We start from the raw sequence: 25,866 nt of genomic DNA, 5'->3' as shown, positions 1-25,866 counted from the left end.
AAAAAAAATCAGCTTAAGACAAACTCATACTCCCAGGTAACCCAACGCGTACTTGCCAAATAATAAATTCCACAATGAACCGGACGTTCACTTCGTTCTGATAAATACAAACCATAATTATTGAGTTGAAGGCGGTGTGTAACTAAAGCATGTTCCTCGTCTTTACCTGTTTTAAAATCAATAATCCACATCTTATTTTGATCTTCAAATGTACGATCGATAATTCGAGTGGAAGGTTTATTCTGGTGTGTTACCAATAATTCATATTCGTTGTGTTCTTTATCATGTTTGGTAATAATCCATGCACCTATTTTATCTTGAAATAATCGTTTAATCTGTTCTTGTAAAAGCTCTACAGACTCCTGTTGCATTTTTTCATCAAATCCAAGTTTTTTAAATTCATTATGTGCTAAATTCCAAGGGATTTCAGTAGGTGTTGCCGGATGGTTCTCACATACCCATTGTAATAATCGATGAGCCACTATACCGGTTAGGCGAGGAATACTCGTTAATAAAGTAGAGGCAGGATTTCTGGAAAAATGATCATTTACTTGGGGGTCGTCTTTGTTTTGATAATAAGATACAGGGAGCCGCATTAATTTAGGCAAAGGAAGATTTATTTCCTGTGTACACTGTAAGGTTTCATCTTCATTAAATTCTTGCTGTTTTAATAAACTACGAAAAGAGTTTTTGGATGATTTTTCAGAATAATCCATTAAATATAAACGTGATTTTGCCCTTGTCGCTGCAACATATAATAGTCGTTGTGCTTCATAGCAGCTTTTTACATTATCCAATTGACTTAAATAATCATAAACAGCACAGTGTTCCTGATGTGCTGCTTTAATTGGCGACATTAATAATAAATTTTCGTTTTTTTGTGTAGGTAAATTAAGCCAACGTAACATCGGAGAATCTCCTTGATTAGGTTGTGCACCTAAACCAGGTAAAAATACGGTGTCAAACTCCAAACCTTTGGATTTATGAATGGTCATAATGTGCAAACGCGATGGAGTAGTCTGTTGAGAATAGAGCTTATTAAATTCTTTCAGAAACTTATTCATGTCGGCCAAACGGCCATCTTCTTCATAACGATCAAGCAGGTTCCAGAATTGTTGTAAATCATTAAGCTGGGCTGGATTTAGTATTTTATCAACATGTAATTCATTTAATGCATTAATTACCCATGTCGACAGTCTGCTTTCATATCGGTGTGTCAGTGCTTTGTGCATGATACGAATAAAATAGCTGGCACGAATAGTTCCCTCTTCGCTCAAGTCTTGAATTTTATTTAAATGTAACAGAGCAGAATAAATGGATTTCTTTTTATTAAAGTGTGCGATGGCATGTATATCAGTTAACGACAAACCACAATAGGGACTACGTAGCAGAGACAGCCAAGATAGTCGATTTGCAGGAGATAATAAGGCTTGGGTTAATGACCATACATCACGTAAGTGCCCTAAATTTGCTAATAAAGTAATATCAGTGCCCTGGTAGGGAATTTGATGGTAACGCAGTAATTGAATAATTTCCGCCAGCTGAGTTCTGGAGCGTACTAAAATAGCCATGCTTTGTTCTGGTTGAGTTTGCAATTCATATTGGATGAGTTGTATCAGCCTTTGAGCTTCTTGTTCACGACCTTTAAATTGCATTGCATGAATAGCACTGTGTTTGTCATCTTGAATAACATTCATACTGGGATGGAATGATACTGCTCCAGACTCTATATCTACTTGTTGCGGAAATATTTTGGTAAATTGATGATTGATCCAATCTACAATAGTTTTAGTTGAGCGAAAATTACAACTCAATTCTAATGAGTTAAGTCGAACTGGTCCAATGCCTTGTTCTTTAGCCCGGAAAAACAATCCCACTTCCGCTTGCCGGAACCGATAAATGGATTGCATGGGATCACCTACGATAAATAAGGTTTTGCCGTCTCCTCCCTGCCAACCATGAACTAACTTGCTGAGTAGATCAAACTGAGTAATGGATGTATCTTGAAATTCATCAATTAACAGGTGATGAATTGCATTATCTAAATATAATGCCAAATCAGTAGGGTATTCTGAATCACCTAATGCCGCTAATGCTTGTTGCGAAATGGCTGTAAAATCAACTTCATTTTGCTCGCTAAATAAAAGCTGCAAATGGCCAACAAGCAGTGGAAGTAATAAAAATAAGGCTTGTAATACATCCCATTGTTCTGCATCGTATTCTGGATTTGGCAAATTACTTACTTGCATTAAGGAATCACGAAAGTCAGGGTAGTTGTTAAGTTCTGCTAAAAGTTCTTTACTGGCATTTTTAAGTCGTTTGTATTCATTAGGTGGGCAAGAAGAGCTTAATAGTCCAACGCGATGGTCAAAACTTTTGCGAAAATTAAAATCACCTGTTAGTAACAGTTTACCTAATGCGGTAGCAATCTCTCGATTGGTTTGTTGGAAATCATTCCATTCTTTTAGCACATAACGAGGTGAGTCAGGATTATTTTCAATAAGTGCTAGTTCGCGGGCGCATTGTATTAATTCTGGGACTAAATGATCGGGAAGACTTTGTTTAAAACGAGTTAGTTCATGTTCTTGTATCTGATGTAAGGCTTGTTCAAAGGTTGATTTTTCTTGGACTTTAGCCTGGAATAAAGGGTATAGCCATTGATCTCTGCGAGAGAGCAATGTTTTAAATAATTCCAGCAAACGATCTTGGCGGTTGTCTACATGTAAAAACAGTGTTCTTATGGCCTGTTGGTATTCAGGGGTATTTAGAGCGAATTGGATGCAGTAACGACTTGCATTTAAGTAATGGCTTTCGGCTTTATCTGTAACTTGTGAATAGGCAATTTGTTTTTCCAGCAATGGAATTGCTTGATTGATACTTTGACATAAAGAATCGATGGTTATAATTTTTAAGCGATTAGGATGATGCAGTAAATCCCATTGATAGTGTTCGTCACGCTGAAGTGCTTCACGCGCAAAATCAAGAGTGATTTGTTGATGAGGCGTTCTGGCGAAGGAGGTACTTGTAGCTTGTTGGAGGGCGAAAATAATTCGTTCCCGCATTTCACTGGCGGCCTTGCGAGTAAAGGTAAGCGCAATAATTTGTTCTGGGGCGGTTACTGTACTTAATAAGCGCAGATAGCGTTGGCTTAAAATTTCTGTTTTACCCGAACCTGCTGGAGCCTGAACTATAAACGATTGGCTGGGATTGGTAGCTTGTTTCCTTTGATTACTGTCTATTAGCATGATTTAATTGAAAATTCCTAGAAAATGTAAGTAAGCATTCAATGGTGTCAACTTAAAATTTTTGTCATCCACACAGACGAAGATCCATTGGTAAAATAAGCTGAGGTGGTGCGACTTGAAAAATAGATTCGCACCTAATGCGAAAGTGACTCGCTTCTTAAATTGGACGGTAACTCCTAAATTATTCCAATACAATTTCCTGTGCAGGTGGTCTTAAATTGTAATAAGAGCTCATACAACGGCCATAAGCTCCCGTGTTCGCAATTAAAAGCACATCACCTTCTTGAGTGACCGGTAATAATCGGTCATAACCCAAAGTATCTCCTGATTCACAAATAGGACCTACGATATGTGAAAATCCAGCTTTTTCCTCGTGGAGTCGGCTTAAATTTACAATTTCATGATAAGCACCATATAAAGAAGGCCTGAGCAAAGAATTCATGCCGGTCTCAATACCAATAAATTTAACTTTGCCTTTTTCTTTGCACTGGGTAACTTTAGCCAAAATAATACCACTTTCTGCGACGAAGAAGCGACCTGGTTCTAACCAAAGTTCCAGATTCGGGTAGCGAGATTTTACTGCCATCAGTAATGCATCCAGATTAGCGAAATCTAAAGGTTGCTGTCCTGGTTTTTCAACAATACCTAAACCACCACCTAAATTAATCGCTTTTATTTCTGGGAATTGCTTTATTAACGAAGCCAGCATTAATGCGGTTTGCTGCCATAATTCAGGTGTAAGAATCCCACTGCCTGAATGGGCATGTAATCCTACTACTCGGATGTTATTTTTTTTGGTAATTGCAACAACCCGATCCAGATCATTTTGCGTAATACCAAATTTTGATTCATTTCCTGCAGTAGAAACATGTTTATGATGACCAGCCCCGGTACCGGGATCAATACGGATAATAACATCGCGGTTTTTAAATAAACCTGACCAGTTCTCTAATGGATAGAGACTGTCTATAGTGATGTGGCAACCAATTTTTAATGCGTACTCATATTCAGATCGGGGCGCAAAATTTGGTGTAAATAAAATACGCTTTTGATCAATATTAGGGAATAGTTCTAAAACTCTATCTAATTCTTGAATAGAGACGCATTCGAACCCCACACCTTCTTTCTCTAGAGTCTGTAAAATAGAAGGGTGAGGGTTTGCTTTAATGGCATAAAATAAGTTATCTACAGATTCCAATGCAAGCAATTGTTTTGCTCTATTGGCCTGGGTTGGACTATGGTATACATAGCAAGGTGAATATATGGAAGCTGTGGTTAATAAGCGATCGCGCTCGGTTTCCCACCAAGGTGTAAAGCGTACAGCAGGTTTGCCAAATTCTTCGTGCCAGCTTTTAGAGTAATAAAAAATTTGCGGGTTATTTTCTATAAGTAAATGGTGCAGCTTTTGGCAAAGCTGATTTGCCTGAGATTCATCAACAACAAAAGTTAGATTCAAATCATTAGATGCTAATGACATTAAATACACTTGTTTTGCCTCAAATACTTCGAGGGCTGGGCCCAGTTGTGGTAGCACTGTTCTAATATGATGTCCTACCAAGCTGACTGCACTGCAGGGCTCAATGAGTTTGGCGCGTCCGAATTGATTTAACTCCTGTAATAAGGCATTAATTGCAGGTCGGTCATGTATCTTTTTATTGATATCGAGTGAAAGGGTAACGTTAAATTCAGAAGAAGAGAGTAGGTCTACTGAAAAACCATGGTGTTTAAAAGCAGAAAATACATCAGATAAGAATCCAACTTGTTGCCACATATGTAAGGTATCGATTGAAATTAACAGAATACTGTTTTTAACTTGAATTGATTTAATTAATGGTGCTGTTTCATCAATGTCTTTAGTAATTAAAGTTCCTGAATGCTCTGGCATTTGAGTAAATTTAACCGACATTGGAATCTTGGCACGTCGTACCGGTGGAATACAATTGGGATGAAGTACTTTAGCTCCCATAGAAGCAATCTCTTGTGCTTCGTCATAATTTAATTTTTTTAACAAGCGTGCGTGGGGTAGTTGATGAGGATTGGCAGTATAAATGCCAGGAACATCAGTCCAAATTTCACAAGCGGTAGCTTGTAATTTACTTGCAAATAAAGTGGCTGAGGTATCCGAACCACCACGACCTAATAATACCGTCTCGCCTTGTGGGTTTGCGGCAAAAAAACCTTGGGTAATTATTGCTTGTGCGCCGCTGGATAAGAATTTTTCAACCAATTCCGGATCGTATTCGCTTTCACAGCGGGCAGAAAGATAATTGGCTGATTCACCATTATAAAATGGTGTACTGGTTAATAAGTCACGAGCATCATACCAAAGGCAATGAATTCCTTGCTTTTGCAGGAATTCGTGCCCAAGACGAGTCATCATCAGTTCACCTAAACTTAATATTTGGGCATGGGTTTTAGCTGGAGCTTGTTTTAATAGAGCAATACCTGTGAGCCATTGTTCTAACTGATGTAACTCTTCAGTAATTAATTCAGGATTTGTTGCCAGTTGTTCTGCAAGATTAAAGTGCTCATTACGAATATCTGTTAGGATACTTTGATGCTCATTGAGCAAAGCAGCATCTATGGCTTTTTCTAGTTTATTAGAAATTTGCGTTAATGCTGAGCAGACAATAACAGGTTGCACCCCTTTACTCAGATGTTTTTTAGTAATTGCTGCAATGTTATCCCAGTTGCCTCGAGTTGAAACACTGGTTCCACCAAATTTAGTTATTATTTGTGGCATGTTTATTTCCGCACAAAAATAATACACCTTATCATGGAGTGAAGTAAGTATACAAGTAGTTTGATTTTATTTTTACGGCCTATATTATTCATTAATAAACCACGATGAATCTAATTGTATCATTATGAATTAATATTTTTTTCTCTTTGAATGTTATAAGAAAAAAGTATTTTTAAAGATTTGAAAACAGGATACACTCCCCCAACAACGAACGCATTTTATTCTATTTTGAAAGTAATGGATTAAGGAGTCTTGAGTGATGAATAGGTATAAACCATTAAGAACACTTATTAACACAGCGGTTCTTAGTGTTCTAGCTACTGGTGCAGCTCATGCAGCTGGCTTTGCTTTATATGGTGAGAGTTCTGGTTATACAGCGGGTAACTATGGTGCTGGTGTCGCAGCAGAAGCAGCTGATGCATCAACAGGATGGTATAACCCAGCTGGTTTATCATTGCTCCATAAACAAGAAGCTGTATTAGGTGCTACAGGTATATTTCCCGATATTCGAATTAATGGAACAAGTACTTACACTACAGAAGGCCTGCCGCCTTATACACAATCATTTGAACATGTTGATGGTAGCTACAGTGGTGTTGCTCCTGCAGCTCATTATGCATTACCTCTTGGTGAGCATACTACAGCGGGTTTAAGTCTGGTAGCTCCTTTTGGCTTGTCTACGGATTGGGATCCCAATTCGCCAGTGCGTTATTCAGCTACGTATACTGAGCTTTTAACCGTTAATATTTCTCCTGAAATTGGTACTCAAGTATTTGAAAATTTTGCTGTGGGAGCGGGGATGGATTTCCAATATTCTCGCGTTAAATTCAATCAAATGATTGGTGCGCCAACATTGTTCCAGTTACTTGATGAAAATCCAGCTGAAGTGGATACTTTTAGTAACAATAAAGGAGCTTCCTGGGGCTTAGGTTTTCATGTGGGGGTGATGGGACTGTTTAATGATAACCATACTCGTATTGGTTTAAATTATCAATCCAGGGTACGCCATGTTTTTTATGGGCATAGTGAATTTAAAGGTGTATTAGCTAATGATTTTGATTTAGTTGGTCCATTGCCCTCTCCTGGTATTTGGAAAAACGGTAATTTATTTAGTAATCCAATTAATTTTCCTGATGTGCTTACATTAAGTGGTTATCAGGATGTTAACGAACGATTGGCTTTACTAGGTTCTGTTATTTATACAGGTTGGAATGTGTTCAAAACAATTCAATTGAATAATCTTCCTGCCCCAAATATTAGTTCAATACCTCCTTTTGCAGTAACTGAGGCAAATATTATTAATTCAGTTGCACAAAATTATAAAGATGCATGGCGGGTAGCGCTTGGTGCGAACTATCGCATTAATCCTCAGTGGATGCTTCGAGTAGGTGGTGGTTATGATCAAACGCCAAGTAATAACAAAGACAGAAACATTCGCTTACCTGACGTAGATCGTTGGGCTGTTGCCGTAGGTGCTCATTATCAGTGGAAAGCAAATTTTGGTTTTGATGTGGGATATACTCATCTGTTTTCAGGCAGCAAACCTACAATTGACTCAGTGCAACAGTTATCGCCGACTTCTGCGTATAATGTAAATTCTGGCAGTGGTCATTTCAGCGCTGATCTGGTTGGCGGACAAGTAGTTTGGGTTATTGATCCAATAGAGACACCAGCACCAATGAAATAATTTATCTCCTAAATGAAGCAAAAAAGCCACGTTCATCGTGGCTTTTTTGCTTCTAAAGAAGTGACAAAAAATCGATATTTCTACATCGGTTGTCATAATTATCCACAATGATCTTACCTGTACGTAGGGTAAGCAATAGCTTGCGAATTTGTAAGTATTGCTATACTTAATTATAGGTCTTAGCTTAATAAGGAGTAGTTAATGACTAATAAAAAATTGTCTACAGTTTTATCTAATGAACGCAGTTCTCCACAAGATAAAACTTGTTCTAATGTAGGGAATAAAATTTCTAATAACACTTCTTTTGGGGGCTGGAGTTCTCAAAATCCTCATTTATTTCATTTAAGCTCTTGGTCACCCTCCTCATTTGAAGGGGGAACATTGCAAGGAGCAATAGCAGATAATTGGAATATCCTCAAAGGTCAGGAGGGTTCTGTCTATTTAGCTCGTTTGGAAGTAGGGGGTATTCGAGAACCGCATTGGCATCCTAATGCCTGGGAGCTCAATTTTATTATTTCTGGTCGAGCCAAATGGAGTATTTTAGGCGTTAAGGGCGAGAGTGATTGTTTTGAAGCAAACGCGGGTGATTTAATATTTGCGCCACAAGGCCATTTCCATTATTTTGAAAACGCTAGTGACACAGAAGAATTGCTTGTATTGATTGTTTTTAACACTGATGCTAGTGAACCCAAAGATGATATTGGTTTAGTCGCTTCGATAAGTGTTATTCCTACTGATGTGCTGTCTACTTTTTTTGGTGTATCGGAAGATATTTTTTCTTCAATGAAGCGAAAAATTGAGGCAGTAACTATTGCTAAACGAAAATAAAAATAAATAAAAAAACTCATTTCGCATATACATAAAATTACTTAGTATAGAGGCTGAAGTAATTAGCTTATTATACAGAGAATCTACTTATCGAAGAATTAGATAAAAATGCTGGCTTATATTTGCTGTGCACCAGGCCCGGTTTGGACCCCTTAGCCGATGAGATAAAAACAATTTGGTACTAATGTTCCCATGAAACGCGTGGGCCAACCCTGTGAAATTTCTCCTGCCTATGTTTTTCTAGCATCAAATGATTCTTATTATATGACGGGGCAAGTTTTACATCCCAATGGGGGAGTAATAGTAAATAGTTAATAGTGGACAAACATTTAATGGAGGAAAAAATGGACCATTTAAAAGGAGTCAAGGTAGCAATTTTAGTAGCAAATGGATTCGAACAGGTTGAAATGGAAAAGCCTCGACGCGCTCTTGAGAATGCTGGGGCAAAAACGTTTTTAATTTCACCTGAAAAAAATGTACAAGGTTGGCATCATATGGATAAAGGAGATACTTTCCCTATTGATGTTTCTCTTAAAGAAGCACGTGAGGAAGATTATGATGCAGTGCTATTGCCTGGTGGCGTGATGAATCCAGACAGATTGCGAACACTTCCCGAAGCGGTTAATTTTGTAAAAGAAATGAATAAAAAAAGTAAACCCATAGCTGCTATTTGCCATGGCCCATGGTTATTAATTAATGCGGCAGTAGTTGATGGTCGTAAGGTTACTTCCTGGTCTTCTATACGAACTGATCTCATTAATGCAGGAGCCCACTGGGTAGATCAACCAGTTGTTCTTGATCATAATTTGCTGACCAGTAGAAAACCGGATGATATTCCGCAGTTTAATGAAGCAATGATTAAGTTATTTGCCAGATAGATTCTATGTTTGTTTTTTAATTATTTGACAAGGATTCTCTTAAAAGTCGGAAAAACGAAGATAATAAACAATGTTTGTAACTCTTCTATGTAAAAATAGAAGAGTTACAAAATATATTATTGCACGTTACAGGTTATTTTTGTGCAATCACGGCAGTTGGTAGCTGCAAATGCAAAGGCATCGGCTGCGGATTTTGCTGTATTTGCCATTTGATCGTCAGCTGCTTTTTCTTCTGCGACAGAGCTGCTGCTGGCATTGGTTGTACAAATCCAGTTTGTAGCGAGGTCAGTTTTGGTAGCGGCAAAAACTGTTGAGGTTGCTATCATTAAACTGCTGCCAATAATTAATGATAAAATACCTTTCATTATATTCTCCTATTTAATTAAGTGACAAACAATATAAATTTTTTATGGACAGTTGATCATATCACCAATAAAGAATAGGAAGGGAAAGTAATGCCGTCAAGCTGTCTACAACATAATGAGCTCATTACTCACTTCAGAGTAATCATAAGCTCAATATTTTTTAATTAAAATGGTACTTCTCATTGGTATAATTTTTTTACCATTATTTGACCACGGGCTGCTTCTTCACCAAATACTATCCCTATAATTGAAATACAAATTAATAAAATTGGAGCAAGTGAAAATACAGTATAATAAGCTAATGCTGCAGATTGACTTGAAATTCTATCTTGACTCCAACTCGTAAAAAGTTTTTTTAAAAAACTCGAAGAGCTCTTTAAAATCATTTTAATCCTTAGGACAGTTGGTAATGTATCTATGATTTATATGTACAAATTAATTTTTAATGATGCTCGCTTCACCTGGACCATCAACAATTAGAGTATACCCATTGCTGGTTATTTGTTTGGGGCTGATATCACCGGTATCAAGATTCATACTGACAGTGCCAATTTCTATAGGGTCAGTAGTATTCGTCGCCATTTTAATTACTGCAGGGCAATTTCTGCCAGTAGTATGTCCGTAACACGCTAACTTTACTAGATTCCAATAAACTTCTCGTGTTGAATTGGCTGGTGTAGGATAAATAGAAGGAACACCTGCTACGTATGCATTAGATTCTACGCCAGTATGGTTATGGGTAGTTAAATAAATTGGGCTTGAAAAAGCAGTTACAGCACTTAAACTTAGAGCAATTGCTGAAAGATTTTTAAATATTAAGTTCATTGTATCTCCATTGTATTATAAATAATCGGTATAGGTCAGCTGCTTTTATAATTTTTATTTTCCAAAGCACAAGTGAAGTATACCGTAAAATAGTTAGGTATTACATATTACCTTTGATTTGTCCAAAAAACGGGCAATATCTTTGGCGAAATAAGAAATAATAAAGTCTGCGCCAGCTCGTTTTATCGCAGTTAAACTTTCAATTATTGCTTCTTGTTCATTAATTAGATTGTGTTGCGCAGCGATTTTAATCATAGAATATTCACCGCTGACCTGATAGGCACATAGAGGAATTTCAGGAAAATTATGTTTTATTTTAGCAATGATATCCAAATAATAAGTTGCTGGTTTTACCATAATCATATCTGCTCCTTCATCCAGATCTAAAGCGATTTCTCTTAGCGCTTCATTGGCGTTAGCAGGATCCATTTGATAGGATTTTCGATCACCAAATTGAGGAGCACCTTGAGCTGCTTCTCTAAACGGTCCATAGAGACAAGAGCAATATTTTGCGCTGTAGCTTAAAATAGGGATATTTTGATATCCCGCAGAATTTAATGTATGACGGATAGCCCCGATCATGCCATCGGTCATTCCACTAGGAGCTACCCAGTCAGCCCCAGCTTTTGCATGGCTTATGGCTTGTCTGGCAAGTAAAGAAAGTGTTTTATCCGTGTCTATATGTGTTCCTTTGAGTACGCCACAGTGACCATGATCTGTATACTCACAAAAACATAAGTCAGTGATAATTAATATATCTTTATTAATGGAACGTATTTTTTTTATCGCTTTTGGAATAATGCCTTCTTCGTTAAACGATTCACTGCCGTATGCATCTTTATGCTTGGGAATTCCAAAAAGTAATACCGCTGAGATTCCTAATGCATTTAGGGTTTCAATTTCTTGAGGTAAACAATCCAGGCTTAGTTGATATTGGCCAGGCATGGCACTTATTTTCTTGGGAGCTGTCAGGCATTCGCTAATGAATAATGGCATAATAAATTGTTGTGTATGTAAACGAGTTTCTCTTACTAAAGCACGAGACATGGGGCTGCTTCTTAAGCGGCTCATTCTAAGAGGTATGTTGTAGTCGGTCATGAGGTTTTATCCTGATATTGAATGGTCAAATACTACTTTTTCACTTTGTTTTTATTTGAAGTATATAGGAAATCAATAGCGCTATTAGTGTCACTGTTACTAATCTGAATGCTAAAAAACTTATTAAGTATGTATTTAAGTGTCATAACATTGGGATCCGTTTGCGACAGGCCGACGTTATAGCTTAAATAAACACGTTTTGAAAGAGATTTTCCTACAACAACTGCAGTTGAGTCAGTGACTGTATTAGTTAATTGGTTGTAATTTGTATTTGTTTGTATATTGAAATCCAATCCTGAGCTTTGTTTCAATTGGTCTAAAAGCTGTGTACTCTTTGTACCGCCAAGGTTCATTGAAGAGATGGCTGCCAGGATTAATTGTCCTCCTGCTTTATTTGCTTGATTAGCGGGACGTCCTAGAATGAGCATGGACAAAATATCTGCTTGTGAAAGAATAGCAGGGTCTGAAAACAACTGAATTTGTGGTTTGGTTAAACGACCCGTTACTTCTACTCCTAAGGTGATATGGTCGCCTAAATCAACATTTTGCAAATTAGTACTGTTAAAATTAAATAGTTGACTCGCATTGGTGTAAGTAGAGGAGTTATTGATTTTTTTAGTAGCGCGTAAGTTAATTCCCGGATTATCAATGGGCCCACCTGTAAAAATTAATTTGCCCTGTTTTATAGTTAGCTCTTGACCATAAGCTTTGTAGGTCCCATCTCTTACGGACAGTTCACCATAGGCACTTAGGGTTGTTTGCGGCTGTTGTTTGATATTAAGTGCTCCTTCTAAATGTCCTTTTAGTCCCTTAACATTTACGTTAACGTTCTCACCCAATTTAATGGCGACATCCATAGTGTAACTTAAAGCGGCTGCAGGAGATTGTTCCAGTTGTTTTTTATAAACAACCTCATCAGGTAATGCAATGCTACTGCTAAATGTTTGTGGTTTTATTTGAGCATCAGGAATAAGAATAGAACCAGAAATGATCCGCTCTGTGGGAGTCACATGCAGTTTGAGTTGTGGTGAACTATTAATTTGGTATTCGCTGGTTTTTATGAGCGGGAAATTAGTAGCTTCTAAAAAAACATCACCCTGATAATTTGCCTCTAAGGTGCCTGTTCCTTTAATTGATAAATGATGGCCTGCAGAAATTATAGATCCTGTTGCCTCCCAGCGTTTGTCTTTGCTCGTCACATTAAGATCTGTTGTATCGATATTAAGACCTAATTTAGGCACGTAAAAACTAGTTTTTCGAAGAACTAACTGACCTACAATGTTCGGCTTTTCTACAGTACCATTAGCTTTGATAGAGGCAACCAATCTTCCTTTAAGTTTGTTGATTTCAGAATTAATATGCTGTAGAAAATCCAGGGAATTGACTTCCAAAGTAAGTTCACCATTTATTTTTTGATTAGCTTGTAAACCAGTATCCAGGGCAAATTGGGGTAATTGAAATTCTAGTTTTAAGTTTTTATTTTGATCTACGACTAGTAGTCCCGTTCCTGAGAGCCCTTTTGGTGAAAGGGCAACATTTATGGTGCCTCCTTTGAAATATAATTCGGAAATAGATGTATTATCTAGTACTTGGTAATAACCAGGCTGTATGGTAAGAGCTAAAGTCCCTTGATCGGGCGTTTTTGTTACTCCCCGAATGATTAAATCAGCATGTAATCCAGAATATTTTGTTGCTGCATTTTTAATTTGAGATAGATTGGCATCAAGAGACCAGTGCCAAGGTAAAGTGCCTAAAAGGCTAAGCGTTATTTGCCAAGGTGCTTTTGTAGATGAATCAACTGTTGAGTTTATATTCAGAGCTATTTCAGGGAAAGTGGTTGTTGCTGAAATGGTTCCTATAGGACTATTTAATTGTTGATCTTTAGAGAGCTCACCTTGCAGATGATGCCATTGAGCCTTTAGCAAGTGCTTTTTCAATGTTTCAGGATGCCATTGCACATTTAATTGTTTTATTTTGATATTGATGGTTTTATTTTGGTACCTTAAGTCTTCCACACTAAAGTTATTCAGTAAACTTCCTTGTAGATGTTGAATGCTTAGTGTTCCTGGAAGGTAGAGTCGACTTAAATTAATTACCGTGTGTAGTCCTGGGGTGGTAGAAAGTAAAAACGCTACAATACTTCCTAATATAATAAATACGATCAGGGCAGTATAGCCTATTTTTACCAACAATCGGATCATAAGTCAGGTCCCATACTAATAACTAACCGCGGGCTGTGACTCGTACGTTGCCAGCGATTATTGATTTCTTGTGCAACACCTATTTTAATAGGACCTAAGGGTGAAATCCACATTAAACCCAATCCAGCATTATATTTAGTCTCTTTAGGACTAGGGTTATAGACCGCACCTGCATCATAAAAGGCGATCAGGTACCAATTTTTTTTGGTTTCTTTTTGAATTTCAAAACCTGCATAACTGAGTATTTTTCCTGGGCCTATAGAGTTAAAGCTATAGGCTTTTAAATTATCTGTACCACCTAATAATAATGCAAGAGATAAGGGCTGCTGATTAATATCATCAATGGCAGTAAAGCCTTGCAGAAAATGACCATAAAGACGTAAACGCCATGGCTCAATCTTAAAAGCAACTTTTGTATCCAGAGACAATTGGGCAAAATTAATTGTCGATAAAGCGGCAGTATTCGCTGCCAGACCATTAATCGTAATATTATAACCTGAAGGTGAAAACAATAAATCTGTAGTTTTGATAAAAGAAATAGATGCCTTCGGATAAAGTAAAAATTGCTGAGTATTTTTTTGTAAGGTGTAATGAAAGCCTTCATAAAGACTGTTTAATGAAAAAAGGCTCTTATAGCTTTTTAGGTGATGCTGCTGGGAAAGCGAGAGTAACCAGGCATTACTGTAACCAGCACTGTAGTTTAAATTAGAATAATTTCCAGTAAAACTGTATTGATCGGTAATTGGATTTGTGCCAGGAATAACGTATTGCGCTTGTATCGCATTTTGCACAAAGGAACCTTGAGCCAACGCATTAAATTTGTGACCACTACGATTAACTGGAATTACATGCAGTGCCGCACGGCCCCGTACTCCTGTATCAGTTCCATAACCTGCTCCTAAAGTATAAGAATATTTAGGTGTGGAATTAACCTGAACATGGGTAGGCACTGTGCTGGCATCAGTAATTTGTGGTTTTACAAGCACAGTACTAAAATAACCACTGTTTGATAAATTGTTATTAAATTGCAGTATTTTATCACTAGAGTAAGTTTGCCCAGGCTTAAATGGAACATAGCGGTGCAATAATTTAGGACTAATATAAGTGGGGTTAAACTGAACCTGTCCAAAATAATACAAAGGGCCTGTATCAAAAATTAGTGTAATTTCTGCAGTGTATTGTTCTTCATTGATTAAAATTTCATTTTTCTTAAAATTGGCATGCAGATAACCTAAACTTTCTGCAGTATCAAGAAGACTTTGTTTTGTTTTATTGTAGTCTTCCGTGATAAACGGGGTAGCCGATTTTAATGCTGCATTTTTTAAAGCAGTGCGCAGGGTAACGTTTTGTGCTCCTTCGCCAATAAGCTCTATAGTAATTCTAGAAATCATGATTTGAGGGCCGGGCTGAATAATGATCGTTAATTTTTGATCACTGATTCTTTGTACATTGACTTCGGCTTTAAAATAGCCAAAAGGTTGCAGTGCTTTGATTATCTGTTCATGTAACTCTTCTGGGGTGTATGTACTTAATGGTTTTAACTGCTTTAACTCCTCCATGTGTTGTTTCACATTCGTTTGTGCTTTGCCAGAAATGCCATGAATTGTAATAGTTGGAGTATCATGATTTTTGGCAAAAAGTGAGGCGCACACGAGGAAAAGGCCAATTAGAATTACTAGTCTAAGTTTTGGGAATGCAATGAGCGGGGAAAGGTAGTTCCCAATTACAGATTTGCCTGAACTCAGGCTATACTTCATCCACACCCTCCATAATTTTAAGATGATAAATTAAATCAAGAGCTTCTCGTGCTGTTAGTTGATCTGGATTAATTGCTGCTAACTCACGCAAAATAGGGGATTGAGGGTGAGATATAGGTTGAGATACAAGTTGAAACGGTTCCATATTGGGTTCATTCTTTTGTAGGTGATTTAAATAAGCATGCGCAACTTTTAATACATCATTTGGTATACCAGCAAGTTCAGCTACTTCTAAACCATAACTGCGATTGGCATAACCTGGTTCTACCCGATATAGAAAGATAATCCGGCCGGTCTCTAAAGAGGCTTGTAAATGAACATTGCGGATACAAGGCCATTGTTGTGGTAGATTGGTTAATTCAAAATAATGGGTGGAAAATAGAGTATAGGCTTTAATGGTTGTCGCAAGATAGGTACAACTGGCATAAGCTAAAGCCATTCCATCATAAGTACTGGTACCTCGTCCAATTTCATCAATTAATACCAGGCTTTCCTGCGTTGCCTGTCTTAAAATTTGCGCTGTTTCAGTCATTTCTACCATAAATGTGGAACGACCTGAAGCCAAATCATCACTGGCACCAATACGGGTAAATATTCTGTCAATGGGTCCTAAAGTCACCCTTTGAGCAGGCACAAAGCTGCCTATATGCGCTAGGAGAACAATTAATGCAGTTTGACGCATGTACGTTGATTTACCTCCCATATTCGGGCCAGTAATCAGTAAAATGTTTTGTGATGGTTGCAAGTGTAAATCATTGGCAATAAATCGTTCTTGCAGTAAATTCTCAATAACTGGGTGACGACCTTCCTGAATGGATATTTGAGAATCAGGAACTAATTTGGGACAACACCAGTTTAAGCTTTGTGCTCGCTCTGCTAAGGTCACCAATACGTCCAATTGCGCTAATGCCCGTGCTAACTCGGTTAGTTCAGGGATGCTTTGTTGAATTTCTTCCAACAAATTGTCATACAACCATTTTTCACGTGCCAGAGCTTTAACTTGAGCGGAAAGTACTTTTTCTTCAAACACTTTTAATTCAGGAGTAATGTAACGTTCCACGTTTTTTAGAGTTTGTTTGCGATGATAATGAGGAGGCGCTTTTTCTGATTGTGCTTTGGACAGTTCGATATAATAGCCTTGGACGTTATTAAAACCAAATTTCAATGAGGAAAGCCCTGTGCGTTGTTGTTCTTCTTGCTCTAGGGCATCAAGGGTTTCATTAGCATGAGTGCTAAGCATTCTTAACTCATCAAGCTCCTCATCAAAGCCTGGAGCAATAACTCCACCATCACGGATTAAGACGGGTGGATTTTCGATAATTGCTGCAGCCAGAAGTTGCTGAAGTTCTGGTAATGGTTTGGTATGCGAATTAAGTTCCATGGCGAGTGCGCTTTGGTTTTGGGCAAATGCGACATGAATTTCAGGCAGTACAGTCAAAGTATTCCCCAGCGCCAGTAAATCACGTGGGCGTGCTGATTTTAATGCAATACGTGAAACAATACGCTCAACGTCACAAATTTGGCGTAATAATTGATGGATAGGGGTATCACATTGCACGCGTATAATTTCGGCAATGGCTTGTTGACGTGCCTGAATTAAATGATGTTGTTTTAAAGGCCTTCCTAACCAACGTTTTAATAAACGGCTTCCCATAGTGCACGCTGTTTTATCCAATACAGCAAGCAGACTGTTCGTATGACCACCCTGTATGTTTTCAAATAACTCCAAATGCTTTTGGGTTGAGGCATCTAATTGTAAATAATCTCCTGAGTTTTCGAGAGTGATTGCATTTAAATGGGGCAATGTTTGTTTTTGCGTTGTTTGTAAGTAGGATAGTAAAGCACCAGCTGCAATTAAGGCGATAGGGTAGTCTTGCTCGCCAAAAGCAGTAAGATTAGTTACCGTAAATTGTTCACACAAACGTTTCTTAGCACTGTCAAAATTAAATTCCCACCCTGGCCTTACTTTGACTGGAAAGTTCTGGCAATATTCTTCCAAAGGAGATGCTTCTTGCAGCAGAAGTTCTGCAGGTTGCAGTCTGGTTAATTCAGCACAAAGTTGGGTTATTTCTGATACTTCAAGCAAATGAAAATGGCCACTGCTCAAATCAACCCAAGCAAGACCTATTTTTTGCTTTTGCTGATGTAGAGCAAGCAATAAATTATCTCTTTTTGCATCCAAAAGTGCTTCATCAGTGACAGTACCTGGAGTGATGATACGGGTTACTTGTCGTTCTACAGGTCCTTTGCTGGTAGCGGGATCGCCTATTTGCTCGCAAATGGCTACTGATTCACCTTTTTTTAGTAGTCTTGCCAGATAATTTTCTACCGCATGATAAGGTACTCCTGCCATGGGAATAGGTTTATCCGCAGACTGACCGCGATGGGTTAGGGTAAGATCCAGTAATTGTGCTGCGTGTTTGGCATCGTCAAAAAATAATTCATAAAAATCACCCATACGGTAAAGTAATAGCATATCCGGGTATTCTGATTTAATGCGTAAATATTGTTGCATCATTGGTGTATGTGAATTAGTCATGGAAGAGTTGATTAAAATTAAATTGAAGTGATTTTAGCAAAATCAGTTTTGGAAGTCAGTAAAACTCATCATTTCTGAATTGTATGTCCAAGCCACAAGCTTAGAAGCAGTTTCATGAGTTAGTTATCTAGCGGCGAAACCAATGACTCGGTGTAAAATTAATAACTCATTTTATCCAGTTTCAATCATAGAATACCAAGTCTCTAACTGAATTTATAAATCAGTGAAAGCTTGCCTGTTAAGGTACTAAAAGTGTTTTTATAAAGTTGGATAGTACCCGATGTTAAACCTAAGCCTCTGCTGCTTTGTGAAGCATACATATCATAGATTGCATCTAATCGAAATAATACATTATTTTGTAGCCTGTTTGTAAATCCTAATCCGGTTTGAAATCCACTTTTGTTATAGCCAGTGTTGATGTAACCATAAACACCATTATCAAAAATATTAAATTTTCCATTGGTATAGCCAAGTACAATATGCCCGCTTGTGTTAGGTGTGAATATATATTGCGGCAATACGCGTACACCCAAATCATAACTTTGGTGATGATGATAAGTATACGGCTCATGTGTAATAGCTGCATTTAAACCAGTAGCATCAGCAAAAAATTCCAAAGCCAACCCATATTGTTTAAAACCATACTCATAACCAGCATAACCACCACCTATAATGCCCAATGCACCAAGTTGATGTGTTTCAGGAAATGAACTATGTGATTCTTTATCTACCAAACCAGCCACACCAATCTCACTTGCCACATAAAATCCATTGCGAATCCAGTTCGTATCAACACGTTCCATCCCTCCCGCAATGGACAGGGACGAATGTATTAAACACAGGCTTAACACTATTGTTAAAACATTTTTCATCATGAATTCCTTTATAGAAATTTATAAATCAGAGATAAGTTGCCTTCAAGAGTTGCAAAATTGTCGTAATAATTTAACGGAATAAGTGCAGTCGATAAGCCTAAAGAACTATGGGAACTATAAGTTGTATACAGCATATCTCCTCTGAGCGATAGATTTTGAAAATAACAAGGAACATTGATATTTAATCCAGTTTGAAAACCAGGATTTGATATGCTGCTGTTAATATATCCATAATTACCACTATCTTTGATATTAAACTTACCATAAGAATAACCCAACACGATGTGCCCTATTGTGCCTGGAACAAATTCGAATCCAGGTAATAATCGAAATCCTGTGCTATAACGCATATTTGCATTAAAAGAAGGGGAACCCGCATATTTTTGCTCAGCGGCAATATTTAAAGCAGTTCCATTGATAAAGCCCTCAACACCCAATTTTATTCGGTTAGTAATACTATAATCGTAACCAACCATTCCCCCACCAAGAAATCCTGTCGCGCTAAATTGATGCTGATCATACAATCCGGGAGCATAAAGTGTAGATTCTTTATCTAACAAATTTGCTACCCCAATGTTTCCCCCAATGTATGCACCATTGAAGGGCGAACCTAGGGTGCCAGCAAATACCGATGAACAGAACAAGCCCATCCCCCAAAAATATAGAGCAGTATACATAACAATCCTTGAAATTATGATTAATTTTTATTAAATACATTAAGTTAAATTATAAAAAAGAGTCAATATTTAAAACTAAGACAATAAGGCTGCCTTAAGTCGTAATAGTTCATCATTAACAACGAATGCAAATTATGATTTTGGCTAATTAAATAAGATTCTTTTTGATAAGTTTCGTATAAATTTGTTGCTTGCACAATGAGTAATGGTTGAATTGAGTTTTTTTTGCTAAGATTAAAAAGGATTTTTAATTAAATCTAAAAAACTAACCTAGGGAGAATGATTATGGACCGTTTAGTTCTAATTGCTGCAACTGGACTTTTAACACTAGCATTAACTGCTTGTGGTGAACATGGTAACTCAAAACACCCAACAGTCAGCAATAATGCAGTACAACAACAAGGTGCTGCTCCTGAACCACAGCCACAACAGCCACAACAACCTACTCCAGGTCAATAACACGAAAGTTTTCTGCTTTATTTTCACTTGGTTATCAGAGTCTGTCGACACTAGCGAAAAGTGTCAACAGACTCTAACCTGAGTGGAAGCTATGAGCCTTATCTTGGTATTTTAAATGAACACCTTTAATGAGTTCATCAAAGAAATTGCGGTAATTTTAAAAGAAAAAAACTGGCAATTAGTGACCGCAGAATCATGTACTGGCGGATTAGTTGCAAGTATGCTTACCGAAATATCCGGCAGTTCCGTTTGGTTTGAACGAGGGTTTGTCACTTACAGTAATTTAGCTAAAGAAGAAATGCTGGCTGTTTCTAAACAAATACTTAATGAATATGGTGCTGTGAGTGAACCCGTTGCTGCAGCTATGGCAGCAGGCGCCTTACACTTCAGCGCAGGGCAAATTGCACTATCGATTACCGGGATTGCGGGTCCTGAGGGAGGGACAAGTAAAAAACCGGTAGGAACTGTATGTTTTGGGTGGGCAATACAGGGTCTCAAGCCAATAAAGACAGTCACAAAACAATTCTCTGGCAACAGGCAAGAGATTCGTTTAGCCTCATGTCAGGAGGCTTTATCTGGTGTTCTTTCCATCTTGAAAAATATTCCTTAATCAATTTGCTGCTTGTACCCATCTGTGTGATAATTTTGTCTTGGCATTAATTACTCTGGAAAAAATGATGGAAGAAAATAAACAAAAAGCATTATTAGCAGCTCTTTCGCAAATTGAGCGTCAATTTGGTAAAGGGTCTGTAATGCGTATGGGTGATAGCACTGTAGCTCGCGATATAGAAGCAATTTCAACCGGTTCTTTAGGTTTAGATATTGCCTTAGGAATAGGTGGTTTGCCAAAAGGACGTGTTATTGAAATTTATGGTCCAGAATCTTCGGGTAAAACTACGTTAACGTTACAAGTTATTGCTGAATGTCAGAAAATGGGTGGTACTGCTGCGTTTATTGATGCAGAACATGCTTTAGATCCAAATTATGCACAAAAACTTGGTGTTAATGTGGATGCATTATTGGTTTCTCAACCTGATACGGGAGAGCAGGCATTAGAAATTACTGATATGTTGGTGCGTTCTGCAGCCATAGACGTAATCATCATTGACTCAGTTGCTGCTTTAACACCGAAAGCAGAAATTGAAGGTGAAATGGGAGATTCACACGTTGGTTTGCAAGCACGGCTGATGTCACAAGCTTTGCGTAAATTAACGGCTAATATTAAGCGCTCTAATACATTAGTTATCTTTATTAACCAAATTCGTATGAAGATCGGGGTGATGTTTGGTAGTCCTGAAACGACTACAGGTGGTAATGCATTAAAATTCTATGCTTCTGTTCGTCTGGACATTCGTCGTATTGGATCAATTAAGAAAGGCGAAGAGATTTTAGGCAGTGAAACCCGTGTGAAAGTAGTTAAGAATAAAGTGGCTCCTCCATTTAAGATGACAGAATTTGACATCCTGTATAATGAGGGTATTTCACGCGAAAGTGAAATTATCAATTTAGCTGTCCAATTAAATCTGATTGAAAAAGCGGGCGCATGGTACAGTTATAAGCAAGAAAAAATTGGTCAGGGTAAAGATAATGTTCGTTTGTACTTGAAAGATAATCCACAGATCGCAGCATCACTTGAGCAACAGATTCGCTCTGAATTATTAGAGAAAAAACAGCCTATGCTTACTACTGTGAATGAAGAGGCTTTTGAGACTGTAGATGACTAAAGCATTTGATAATGCAGTGCGCCTGTTATCTGGGCGCGAGTATGGTGCGATTGAGCTTTGTGAGAAATTAAAAAAGAAGGGATTTAGGTCGACGGAAGCAAAAGAGGCATTGGCTAACTGCCAACAATTGGATTTACAACAGGATCGTCGTTTTGTTGAAGTATACAGTCACTCACGTATTCGTCAGGGGTATGGTCCTTTAAAAATTAGTCAAGAATTAAGCAGTAAAGGCATAGACAAAGAATTAATTCAAAGTGTTTTGCGGCAAGAAGAAGAAAATTGGCTAACTTATGCTTTAGCGGTTTGGCAGAAAAAAAATAAAGGGCAGATTGACATGTCTTTTAATGAAGTGCAAAAACAGCAGCGTTTCTTACTTTATCGTGGATTTAGTATGGATACTATTACAATGATAGTAAAGAAGTTGAACTTGTAGGGAGAAGTTAATCTAGCTCCCACTGCCTTAAATTAACTTAAATTGGTATTGATTAGAAAATGAAAAGCTCTGAAATTAGACAAGCATTCTTTGATTATTTTGCACAACACGGTCATCAATTAGTAGAATCAAGTTCTTTGATTCCTGGCAATGATCCCACTTTATTGTTTACCAACGCGGGTATGGTGCAATTTAAGGATTTATTTTTAGGACTTGAAACACGCCCCTACCAACGTGCAGTAACTGCGCAGCGTTGTGTACGCGCGGGTGGGAAACACAATGATTTGGAAAATGTAGGCTATACAGCACGTCATCATACTTTTTTTGAGATGTTAGGTAATTTCAGTTTTGGTGATTATTTTAAACGAGAAGCCATTAAATTCGCCTGGGACTTTTTAACACAGGTGTTGGGTTTACCAGAAGAGCGTTTGTGGATTACTGTCTATAAAGACGACCATGAAGCGGAAGACATTTGGCTTAAAGAAATGAAGGTTTCTGCAACCCGTTTTTCTCGTTGCGGTGAAAAAGATAATTTTTGGTCTATGGCTGATACCGGTCCTTGTGGTCCTTGCACAGAAATTTTCTATGACCACGGTCCTGAAATTGCTGGGGGTCCTCCAGGAAGTCCTGATGAAGATGGAGATCGTTATATCGAGATTTGGAATTTGGTATTCATGCAATTTAACCGTGATAAAAACGGCAATCTACATCCTTTACCTAAACCTTCTGTTGACACGGGTATGGGATTAGAGCGACTTGCTGCAGTAGTACAGGGCGTCCATAGTAATTATGAAATAGATTCATTCCAATACTTAATTAAATCGATTGCTAAACTCGGAAATATTAGTGATTTGCATCATACTTCGTTAAAAGTAATTGCTGATCATATTCGTTCTTGTGCTTTTTTAATTGCTGATGGTGTTATTCCAGGAAATGAAGGACGTGGTTATGTATTAAGACGAATTATTAGAAGGGCAGTTAGACATGGTAATAAATTAGGTCTAGCAACACCATTCTTCTTTAAGTTAGTACAACCCCTTAGTACCCTTATGGGAGATGCTTATCCGGAATTAATTACTTCAAGAACGTATATAGAAAAAATTCTTACTCAGGAAGAAAATCAATTTGCCCGTACTTTAGAACAAGGTTTGCGTTTATTAAAAGAGCAAATTCATTTGTTAGGTAGTGAAGAAATTCCCGGGGAAATCGCGTTTAAATTATATGATACTTATGGTTTCCCAATAGATTTAACCGCTGATATCGCCCGTGAGCACGGCTTATCTGTAGATATAAATAGCTTTAATCTACTCATGCAGCAGCAAAGAAAACAATCACAAGCCGCTAGCCGATTTACCACTGATTATGCTGCTCCAGCATTAGAACACCAATCTGATTTTCATGGTTATGAAAAAGAAGCAATGGAGGGAAAAGTGATTTCTTTGCTACACGATGGGGAGGAAGTTTGCTCTTTAGGTGATGGCATGCAAGGTATTATTATTCTTGATCACACCCCTTTTTACGCAGAAAGTGGTGGCCAGGTAGGGGATAAAGGCTTTCTATTAGGAGAAAACAAAGTACGTTTTCGTGTTGATGATACGCAGAAAAACGGCCAGGCAATAGCTCATTACGGTGAGGTAGTGGAGGGTACACTAAGTGTGGATCAATTCGTTACTGCTCAGATTGATGTGAAGCGCCGAAATGCAGTTCGTTTAAATCATACAGCGACTCATTTATTGCATGCAGCTTTAAAAACTTTAATTGGTCCGCAAGTACAACAAAAAGGTTCTTTAGTGGATGCAGAACGTGCTCGTTTTGACTTTTCACATAGCGAGGCGTTAAGTCCTGCACAGATTCATGAAATACAAATTCTCGTCAATGACCAAATTCGTGCCAATAATGAAGTGGTTACTCAGTTAATGGATATTGAATCAGCCAAGAAAAGTGGTGCAGTAGCTCTTTTTGGTGAAAAATATGCGAATGATGTGCGTGTCTTATCTATGGGAACATTTTCAAAAGAACTTTGTGGTGGAACCCATGCTCAGCGTACAGGTGATATAGGTTTATTTAAGATTATTTCTGAATACGGTATTGCCAGCGGTGTACGACGTATTGAACTGATCACTGGTGCATATGCTTTAACTTGGGTAGATGAGCAACAAAGTCTTTTAGGTAACTTGGCTTCGTTGCTAAAAACCACAGCCACCAATTTACCAGACAAAGTAGCACAATTAATTTTAGATAGTAAAAATCAGGAAAAGGAAATCGCTAAACTTCAAAGTGAGAAAGCGCGAAAATCGGGCGCAGATCTAGCAAATGAAGCAGAAAAAATTAATGGAGTTAACTTACTAGTGAAGCAATTGGAGGGTGCAACTAACCAAATCTTACGTAGTACTTTAGATCAATTAAAATCTAAGATTGATTCGGCAGTAATTGTCTTGTTTGCAGTGGAGCAAGGGAAGATAAATGTAATTGCTGGAGTTAGTAAAAACATGCTTGGTAGAGTTCCCAGTGCAGCAGCATTAGTAAGGCATCTTTGTGGTAAAGGTGGTGGTCGCGACGATATGGCTCAAGGCGGGGGGGTTGTCCCTATTGATTTAGAAGAAAAAATTGCCGAAATTAAGGAAATGGTACGTAGTACATAATAAGTAGTTTTGAAACTCTAATCCTGCTGAATTAATGCTGATAAGGGAGGCATCCTGGAGATGATATGAATTTTTTACATGAATTTAAAGCATTTGCTATCAAAGGAAATGTTGTTGATTTAGCAGTAGCAGTAGTGATTGGTACAGCATTTGGCAAGATAGTAAGTTCTTTAGTTAGTGGAATTATTATGCCTTTAATTGGTCTATTATTAGGCGGTATTAATATTGCTGGTAAAACATTTACCGTAGGCAATGCCGTAGTAAAATGGGGTGAGTTTTCTCAATCCATTATTGATTTTACGATCATTTCCTTCTCAATTTTTATGGCAGTTAAATGCATTTCCTTTTTAAAAAAAGACGAACAAAAACATACAGAACCAACCCGTGAAGAAGTTTTATTGACTGAAATCCGTGATTTATTAAAAAAGTAAAAGAGAGCAAAATACGTAGTGTATTAAATAAAGCAAATAGGTTCATTATTTATGCTATAATCTCAATACTGGCAAATAAATAAGGATATTTATGAATGACTTAATGAACTTAATTGCTGTAATCATCGTTTTTGGCGTAGGATTATGGTTAATTAATGCGTTTATTCCAATGCCACCCGCTATTAAAAGTCTTCTTAATGTATTGGTATTAATTATTTTAGTTATTTATGTTTTGCAGTTTTTTGAGGTGATAAAAAACATATTACCGACGATTAGAATCTTGCGGTAATTATCACTTTTACCTGCGTTCCGCGGACAAGCTGTAGAAGGTAGGTACTACTTCTAACACACGTATTTGTAAAAAATTGTTTTTTTGTCAAGCGAATTAGAAATAAAAAGATGGGAAAGGTTTTTTTAATAAAATATTTAAAGATTTCGAGCAATTTCTAGGTATTAAGC

At 37.6% G+C, this 25,866-nt stretch carries 21 protein-coding genes and 1 pseudogene; 11 read left to right on the top strand and 11 right to left on the bottom strand.

The window, feature by feature from the left end:
• Window positions 1–8 precede the first annotated feature (8 nt).
• Both WA877_RS07115 and WA877_RS07110 read right to left on the bottom strand, forming a co-directional pair.
• A complete protein-coding gene (locus WA877_RS07115; protein WP_425170224.1) occupies window positions 9–3,245 on the bottom strand; it encodes a UvrD-helicase domain-containing protein in 3,237 nt (1,078 codons plus the stop codon).
• A gap of 181 nt (window positions 3,246–3,426) precedes the next feature.
• On the bottom strand, window positions 3,427–5,988 hold the full coding sequence (locus WA877_RS07110; RefSeq protein ID WP_425170223.1) for a bifunctional aspartate kinase/diaminopimelate decarboxylase: 2,562 nt from the start codon (window positions 5,986–5,988) through the stop codon (window positions 3,427–3,429).
• A 256-nt stretch (window positions 5,989–6,244) separates the two neighbouring features.
• Between WA877_RS07110 and WA877_RS07105 the strand changes: the two genes are divergently transcribed.
• The 4 genes and pseudogenes from WA877_RS07105 to WA877_RS07090 all read left to right on the top strand — a co-directional run bounded on the left by WA877_RS07105 (window position 6,245) and on the right by WA877_RS07090 (window position 9,381).
• Complete coding sequence (locus WA877_RS07105) at window positions 6,245–7,675, top strand: OmpP1/FadL family transporter (RefSeq protein ID WP_425170222.1); 1,431 nt, start codon at window positions 6,245–6,247, stop codon at window positions 7,673–7,675.
• Window positions 7,676–7,876: 201 nt separating this feature from the next.
• Window positions 7,877–8,503 (top strand): cupin domain-containing protein, encoded by a 627-nt coding sequence (locus WA877_RS07100; protein ID WP_425170221.1) that lies wholly within the window; start codon window positions 7,877–7,879, stop codon window positions 8,501–8,503.
• Window positions 8,504–8,689: 186 nt separating this feature from the next.
• Window positions 8,690–8,818: pseudogene (locus WA877_RS07095) on the top strand (SDR family oxidoreductase); the annotation flags it as partial.
• Between the two features lie 29 nt (window positions 8,819–8,847).
• Window positions 8,848–9,381, top strand: coding sequence for a type 1 glutamine amidotransferase domain-containing protein (locus WA877_RS07090; RefSeq protein WP_425170220.1), 534 nt, complete (start codon window positions 8,848–8,850; stop codon window positions 9,379–9,381).
• Between the two features lie 116 nt (window positions 9,382–9,497).
• Here WA877_RS07090 and WA877_RS07085 read toward each other — a convergent pair whose 3' ends face one another.
• The 9 genes from WA877_RS07085 to WA877_RS07045 all read right to left on the bottom strand — a co-directional run bounded on the left by WA877_RS07085 (window position 9,498) and on the right by WA877_RS07045 (window position 19,718).
• Window positions 9,498–9,746, bottom strand: a complete 249-nt coding sequence (locus WA877_RS07085; protein ID WP_425170219.1) for a hypothetical protein — start codon at window positions 9,744–9,746, stop codon at window positions 9,498–9,500.
• A 179-nt stretch (window positions 9,747–9,925) separates the two neighbouring features.
• Entirely contained in the window at window positions 9,926–10,132 is a 207-nt protein-coding gene (locus WA877_RS07080; protein ID WP_425170218.1) for a YhjD/YihY/BrkB family envelope integrity protein, read from the bottom strand.
• Between the two features lie 49 nt (window positions 10,133–10,181).
• The gene (locus WA877_RS07075) at window positions 10,182–10,571 is read right to left on the bottom strand and encodes a hypothetical protein (RefSeq protein ID WP_425170217.1); all 390 of its coding nucleotides are present in this window, start codon (window positions 10,569–10,571) and stop codon (window positions 10,182–10,184) included.
• Window positions 10,572–10,664: 93 nt separating this feature from the next.
• Entirely contained in the window at window positions 10,665–11,669 is a 1,005-nt protein-coding gene (hemB, locus tag WA877_RS07070) for a porphobilinogen synthase (protein ID WP_425170216.1), read from the bottom strand.
• Between the two features lie 32 nt (window positions 11,670–11,701).
• The gene (locus WA877_RS07065; protein WP_425170215.1) at window positions 11,702–13,870 is read right to left on the bottom strand and encodes a translocation/assembly module TamB domain-containing protein; all 2,169 of its coding nucleotides are present in this window, start codon (window positions 13,868–13,870) and stop codon (window positions 11,702–11,704) included.
• The gene (locus WA877_RS07060) at window positions 13,867–15,627 is read right to left on the bottom strand and encodes an autotransporter assembly complex protein TamA (RefSeq protein WP_425170214.1); all 1,761 of its coding nucleotides are present in this window, start codon (window positions 15,625–15,627) and stop codon (window positions 13,867–13,869) included. The genes WA877_RS07065 and WA877_RS07060 overlap by 4 nt, the downstream gene beginning before the upstream one ends.
• Window positions 15,617–18,166 (bottom strand): DNA mismatch repair protein MutS, encoded by a 2,550-nt coding sequence (gene mutS, locus WA877_RS07055; protein ID WP_425170213.1) that lies wholly within the window; start codon window positions 18,164–18,166, stop codon window positions 15,617–15,619. Before mutS ends, WA877_RS07060 begins: the two co-directional genes overlap by 11 nt.
• Window positions 18,167–18,369: 203 nt before the next feature.
• Complete coding sequence (locus tag WA877_RS07050; protein ID WP_425170212.1) at window positions 18,370–19,038, bottom strand: hypothetical protein; 669 nt, start codon at window positions 19,036–19,038, stop codon at window positions 18,370–18,372.
• A gap of 11 nt (window positions 19,039–19,049) precedes the next feature.
• On the bottom strand, window positions 19,050–19,718 hold the full coding sequence (locus tag WA877_RS07045; protein WP_425170211.1) for a hypothetical protein: 669 nt from the start codon (window positions 19,716–19,718) through the stop codon (window positions 19,050–19,052).
• Between the two features lie 285 nt (window positions 19,719–20,003).
• On the opposite strand from WA877_RS07045, the gene WA877_RS07040 reads away from it, so the two are divergent.
• The 7 genes from WA877_RS07040 to WA877_RS07010 all read left to right on the top strand — a co-directional run bounded on the left by WA877_RS07040 (window position 20,004) and on the right by WA877_RS07010 (window position 25,696).
• Window positions 20,004–20,177, top strand: coding sequence for a hypothetical protein (locus WA877_RS07040; protein ID WP_425170210.1), 174 nt, complete (start codon window positions 20,004–20,006; stop codon window positions 20,175–20,177).
• 115 nt (window positions 20,178–20,292) lie between these two features.
• Window positions 20,293–20,787, top strand: a complete 495-nt coding sequence (locus WA877_RS07035; RefSeq protein WP_425170209.1) for a CinA family protein — start codon at window positions 20,293–20,295, stop codon at window positions 20,785–20,787.
• Window positions 20,788–20,854: 67 nt separating this feature from the next.
• Entirely contained in the window at window positions 20,855–21,901 is a 1,047-nt protein-coding gene (gene recA, locus WA877_RS07030) for a recombinase RecA (protein WP_425170274.1), read from the top strand.
• Window positions 21,894–22,334, top strand: a complete 441-nt coding sequence (gene recX / locus WA877_RS07025; RefSeq protein WP_425170208.1) for a recombination regulator RecX — start codon at window positions 21,894–21,896, stop codon at window positions 22,332–22,334. The genes recA and recX overlap by 8 nt, the downstream gene beginning before the upstream one ends.
• A 59-nt stretch (window positions 22,335–22,393) precedes the next feature.
• A complete protein-coding gene (gene alaS, locus WA877_RS07020; protein WP_425170207.1) occupies window positions 22,394–24,976 on the top strand; it encodes an alanine--tRNA ligase in 2,583 nt (860 codons plus the stop codon).
• A gap of 65 nt (window positions 24,977–25,041) precedes the next feature.
• Window positions 25,042–25,407: a large-conductance mechanosensitive channel protein MscL gene (gene mscL, locus WA877_RS07015; RefSeq protein WP_425170206.1), complete on the top strand. Its 366-nt coding sequence runs from the start codon at window positions 25,042–25,044 to the stop codon at window positions 25,405–25,407.
• A 91-nt stretch (window positions 25,408–25,498) separates the two neighbouring features.
• Window positions 25,499–25,696, top strand: coding sequence for a Thivi_2564 family membrane protein (locus WA877_RS07010; protein ID WP_425170205.1), 198 nt, complete (start codon window positions 25,499–25,501; stop codon window positions 25,694–25,696).
• Window positions 25,697–25,866: the final 170 nt, after the last annotated feature.

The sequence above is a fragment of the Legionella sp. genome, from assembly GCF_049790535.1.
Lineage (GTDB): Bacteria > Pseudomonadota > Gammaproteobacteria > Legionellales > Legionellaceae > Legionella.
Note: the sequence above shows the minus strand (reverse complement) of the source record. Positions and strands in the feature narration are given on the sequence as shown.